Origin of the sequence: Acetobacterium sp. K1/6, from assembly GCF_034438075.1 — a bacterium.
GTDB lineage: Bacteria > Bacillota > Clostridia > Eubacteriales > Eubacteriaceae > Acetobacterium > Acetobacterium carbinolicum.
This window is the reverse complement of the sequence record NZ_JAXQGA010000045.1, coordinates 1-4,923: the sequence shown is the minus strand read 5'-3', so window position 1 is coordinate 4,923 and position 4,923 is coordinate 1. Positions and strand designations below refer to the sequence as shown.

General features: G+C 38.2%; 4 protein-coding genes and 1 pseudogene. 3 read left to right on the top strand and 2 right to left on the bottom strand.

The genetic code is table 11. The features are described 5' to 3' along the window. Window positions 1–743 precede the first annotated feature (743 nt). Together U2P91_RS17575 and U2P91_RS17570 are read right to left on the bottom strand one after the other, a co-directional pair. Window positions 744–1,596 (bottom strand): annotated as a pseudogene (locus tag U2P91_RS17575) (nucleotidyl transferase AbiEii/AbiGii toxin family protein). Continuing rightward, window positions 1,593–2,186 carry a type IV toxin-antitoxin system AbiEi family antitoxin domain-containing protein gene (locus U2P91_RS17570; RefSeq protein WP_111889314.1) on the bottom strand — a complete coding sequence of 198 codons (594 nt, stop codon included), beginning with the start codon at window positions 2,184–2,186 and terminating at the stop codon, window positions 1,593–1,595. The pseudogene U2P91_RS17575 and the gene U2P91_RS17570 overlap by 4 nt, the downstream one beginning before the upstream one ends. Before the next feature lie 301 nt (window positions 2,187–2,487). On the opposite strand from U2P91_RS17570, the gene U2P91_RS18020 reads away from it, so the two are divergent. The 3 genes from U2P91_RS18020 (at window position 2,488) to U2P91_RS18015 (ending at window position 4,434) form a co-directional block, all read left to right on the top strand. Beyond that, on the top strand, window positions 2,488–2,844 hold the full coding sequence (locus tag U2P91_RS18020) for an ATP-binding protein (RefSeq protein WP_371414214.1): 357 nt from the start codon (window positions 2,488–2,490) through the stop codon (window positions 2,842–2,844). 306 nt (window positions 2,845–3,150) lie between these two features. Then, window positions 3,151–3,798, top strand: a complete 648-nt coding sequence (locus U2P91_RS17560; protein ID WP_111889313.1) for a phosphoribosyltransferase — start codon at window positions 3,151–3,153, stop codon at window positions 3,796–3,798. A 309-nt stretch (window positions 3,799–4,107) separates the two neighbouring features. Next, window positions 4,108–4,434, top strand: coding sequence for a dienelactone hydrolase family protein (locus U2P91_RS18015; RefSeq protein WP_204355525.1), 327 nt, complete (start codon window positions 4,108–4,110; stop codon window positions 4,432–4,434). Window positions 4,435–4,923 lie beyond the last annotated feature (489 nt).

Here is a 4,923-nt window from a genome sequence, read left to right as displayed (position 1 = left end):
TATATGAAAACGAATCGAACGATGCTAATGGGTAATTTTTACCGTTTATTTTGGGAAGTTTTAAAACGGTATTGACAAAATTACGCAGAACATCCAAAAAAGGTTCGAATTATTTAATTTTCTAAAACATCTATAAATATCTTCTAGAAAATGAAACGCGCGCACTTGTACTACCCTATAAATAAAAATATTATTCAATTTACAAAGTAAGTATTCAATTCGGTTTCTCTTAAACGCATGGCCACGCTTTCGGTCAGCATAAAATGATGATCTTGACGACATTCGCAAATGTAAGTTTAACCAAAGTGTTGTTGTAAGAAACGGTGCTAAGATCCTCCTCAGGGGAATTTTTGAAATGTTTTTGACATTGTGAAAAGTACGACAAAAAGTAGGCTACAAGTACGACAAATAATAGGGGTAAAATAACCAGAAATAGCCAGAGTTTTTTGATTTTTCACAGTAGGTCACACTTTCGGTGGAAACATAATTCAAAAAATAAAAAAAGAACCGCTAATTAAAGCCATTCTTTTAATAAAATATTATATTCTTACTGGAGCTAGCGGGGGGAATCGAACCCCCGACCTACTGATTACGAAACAGTAGGTAAATGTCTTATTGCGGACATTTATATATGATATGCGACATGTTTACGACACGTTTTACTCTTTTTTTCGAATGTTTATACTTGTACATGAATTACCACTTTCATTTATTAACCAAAAAACGAACGTACCATAAAATAACTAATGTCTGCCCTCCATTCTGATCAACCCCATGCAATTACGGACGGATTCCATGATTGTCTTCCAGGTAATTTCCGATGCATAAGAAAATTTCTTTTGATAAGCCAGCCAAAGGTTTTCCATGACACTGCTATTTTCCACTTCATCAACGATTAACAGCATATCGGTTAAATAATGCTCTGTACCACGCTTGTTCGCAGTTGCCATCAGTGCCTGATTGAAAACTGCAGGATTCATGTTTTCACCATACAGTTGAAGCAGGCTGTGGATGTCATAAAAATCTCTCATGCGGGTATTGGCAGTATTGCGGGAAATAATGGTTTCCAACTTTTCGGCCAGAATCGTCTCGAGGTTGTAAGCCCCAATCAATTTTACGTTCTTCCAGCATCAGCTTTAATTGATAACGCACTTCTTTGGGAGTAATGATATCACCTGTGGAAATATCAACCTTAATCGGTGTGATCACGCCATCAAATCTCGTCTCCATATTAACCCGGATTCCCGGATACTCGGCTTCATCCATTATCTCACCAATGCTCTTGATACGGAAAGATATACCATCATCTAAAGGCACCGAGGCAATCGAAGCAATAATCTGCTCGACATCTTCAGCATTCACTTTGATGCCTTTTACCGTAGCATCCAAATCCATCGTCGATCGTGCATTCAATCCGATCATTGCTGTCACCAGAATCCCTCCCTTCAAAATAAATTGATCTTTATATTCAGAAAGAGAAATTCGCTCCAGAAAACGTTCCATCATATAATGACGCAGCAGCATCTGAGCATCTGCCGCTTTCTTTTTTGAAAGATTCCGGATCAAATCCTTCAATTGTTTTGATGTCTTAATCATAACAGTACCTCCAGATATTGTCTCAAGATTTTTTCAACACGAAACAGGGATGCATATTGCATCAGTGTTCGCAGATTTTTATCTTTACGCCCGACATATTGCTTTATTGCATCTTGAAAGATTTGGATTTCAATCCCTTTTCGACTGCGGATCAGATCACAGATGGTTCTCTCCATATCATAAACCGGAACCGTATGCCCAAAAGGCGTCTGTGCGGATGTGCAGCCCACCGGATGAAGCTCCGGTTTAACCGTATAAACCTGGATTCCATCCTCTTTTAGGCGGGTGGGATTATAACCAGTCTTGACCGTAATCGAATACGGTGCTAGCTCCCGTACCGTCAAATCATGTAGAAATAAAGCGGTTTCATGGGAAAAGATAGCTTGCTTACTTCGAATATGAATTAGGTAAAGCGAATCGGTCCATGCATCCGCTGAAGCATAAACGCCATGAGCCACCTGTTCAAGTTTTTTCGCTTTGACATAATCATAAAAAACAGGTTTAGAAATTCCTTCGGCAACAACCTGCGAAGTTTGAACAATTCCGTCATGATCGACAATCAATTTGTCCAGCTGTTCGTATCGTTTCATAAGCTCACTTCCTTTCGTACTAATATTGTAACAATTATTAGTATGAAAGTAAATGCATTGCGCTATTTTAAGTTCATGAATACCTCCTCCATGACAAATAGTAATTTTTTTCTGTAACAATCCTTATTGAACACTTCTTTATCTATTTTTATCATATCGAATGATATCACATATTGTTTTTTTCACGATTATAAATTCTAATCACCTGACCTTCAAATTCAGTTTAGATATCTTTCTTTTCAAATATTTTTCAACAAAAAAATAAATTTCAAGTTTAGGATAATCGATATAAAAAAGCTCTATTATTCTCACTTCCAACAAATCTTATGGCAGTTGGGGTGAAGTATTCGAGAATAACGTTGTCGCCACGGCCATACTGGATCGTCTATTACACTATTCCACAACTATCAATATCAAAGGCGACAGCTATCGTATCCGAGAAAATAAAAAAGATGGTTTTTATGATACCGGCAAGTTTGACGAAAACCCATCAATTAAACGAGGATTTTTCGACCGATTTTTTTATTATAACCCCTTCATATCTGCTCACAATTTTATTGTCCAATTAATTGTAGCCTATCCAGTTTTACAACATACGTCACACTTCCGTTTACCCTACTCTCCCCAGCATAGCTGGAGGATTAATATTTTTATTTAGTGTTTTATTTTTTTTTAATCCCGTGGATTCGTCTACCCTTTCAGCCGATATTTGATCGATAGAGTGCGTCGCTCAAAAGTCTGATTTACTTGCAAGGTTTCGCATTTTTAGGGTGCATCAACCTGAAAATAGTCTTTGTATGACGCATTTTCATAAAATATCAAGGTTTATGAATAATTCGGAATAAATTGATTGAATATATTTTGATGGGGTAGAAGTGAAGAATAAAGCAGATGTTTAGGTGATCCCAAGAGATCTATTCAGAGATGGTATTGGATAATTAATAGAAATTTAAGGAGGACAAACATGTTGTTTAAAAACAGAAAAGATGCGGGAATCAAACTGGCGAATGCTCTGGAAAAATATAAGCGCGAGGATGTTATCGTATTGGCATTACCCAGAGGCGGTGTGATTCTGGGGGTTGAAATCGCAAAGATGCTAGATGCTCCACTGGATATTCTTTCAACAAAAAAAATAGGCCATCCCCTGAACAGTGAGTACGCTATTTGTGCGATAACTGAGGATGGCGATCCTATTTGCAATTCAGCTGAAGTTAAGAATATCGATCCGGAATGGCTAGCCGGGGAAATAAAAAAAGTGCGTAACGAGATTAAAAGGCGCAGAGAAATATTTCTAGGGGGAAGAGCACTGTATTCGGTTGAAGGAAAAATAGTAATCATAGCAGACGATGGCATTGCCACAGGACTTACAATGATAGCAGCCATTGATGAGATAAAAAAACGCAACCCCAAACGACTGGTTATTGCGATTCCGGTAACGCCATATGATACCGCCCAAAAGTTGAATTCTATGGTGGATGAGTTAGTATCGCTTGATATAGACGCAAATTATCGGGGAGCGGTTGGCGCATATTATGAAGATTTTACACAGGTAGAAGACAGTGAAGTCATTTCGATCCTTAACGCCTTTGAAAACAAGGACGAATCAGCATGAAAAGCATCGATAAGATCGTACATATCCCTGACGGACAGATAAAGTTAATCGGCTCATTGAAAATTCCAGAAAGCGCAACAGGCGTAGTGCTGTTTGCTCATGGAAGCGGCAGCAGCAGAAACAGTCCCCGGAATAATTATGTGGCAAAGGTGCTCAGAATCCATGGCCTTGGGACTTTGCTGCTAGATTTGCTGACGGTTGAAGAAGACATGAAATATAAAATGCGTTTTAATATCGATTTACTGGCAAACCGGATACTTGTGACGACAAAATGGTTACAGCAGCAGGAAGAAACAAAAAAACCTTACAATCGGATATTTTGGTGCCAGTACAGGCGCTGCGGCAGCATTGCAAGCGGCGGCAATACTAGGAGATCAGGTAAATGCTATTGTTTCCAGGGGCGGCCGGCCCGATCTGGCATGGCCTCATCTTCAAAGTGTAAAATCCCCAACACTCTTTATTGTTGGGGGAAATGATAATATAGTCATCGAATTAAACCAAAAGGCCTATCGCAAAATAATCGGGCTTAAGCAACTTGAAATTATTCCCGGAGCTACCCATCTTTTCGAAGAACCAGGCACGTTGGAAAGGGTTGCTGAAATGGCTGCCAATTGGTTCGTTGAATATCTGAAATAGAAATAGGGAAATAAAACGAGGGCGATTGAATAATGAGCAACCGAACAAAAAATAAATGATAAAAAAATGACATTGAAGGTAAAGGAGGCTAAAGAGATAGAGTTCCATGAAGAAAAGTAAGCAGAGAAATAAAGAAGAACGTTTATCTAAAGCCGTTCTTCAATAAATAATTATTTTTTACTGGAGCTAGCGGGCGGAATCGAACCGCCGGCCTACTGATTACGAATTATATGGTCAACGTATAACAACTTTCATGCAATCACTTAAATGTCTTTATTATGCCATCTAAGTGATTGCTCTTTTCATATTTTTCAATATATTTCATAACTTAATATGTTTTTTCATAGAAACGGACGCCAAATGGACGCCAGAAAATGCCTGTAATTCATTTAGACAAAGCAGCGTTAGAAAGTGTATAATGTCCACAAATAGTTGGACACAAAATCCAGAAAATAAGATAAACTATACACATGAGTAGAAAACGACGAA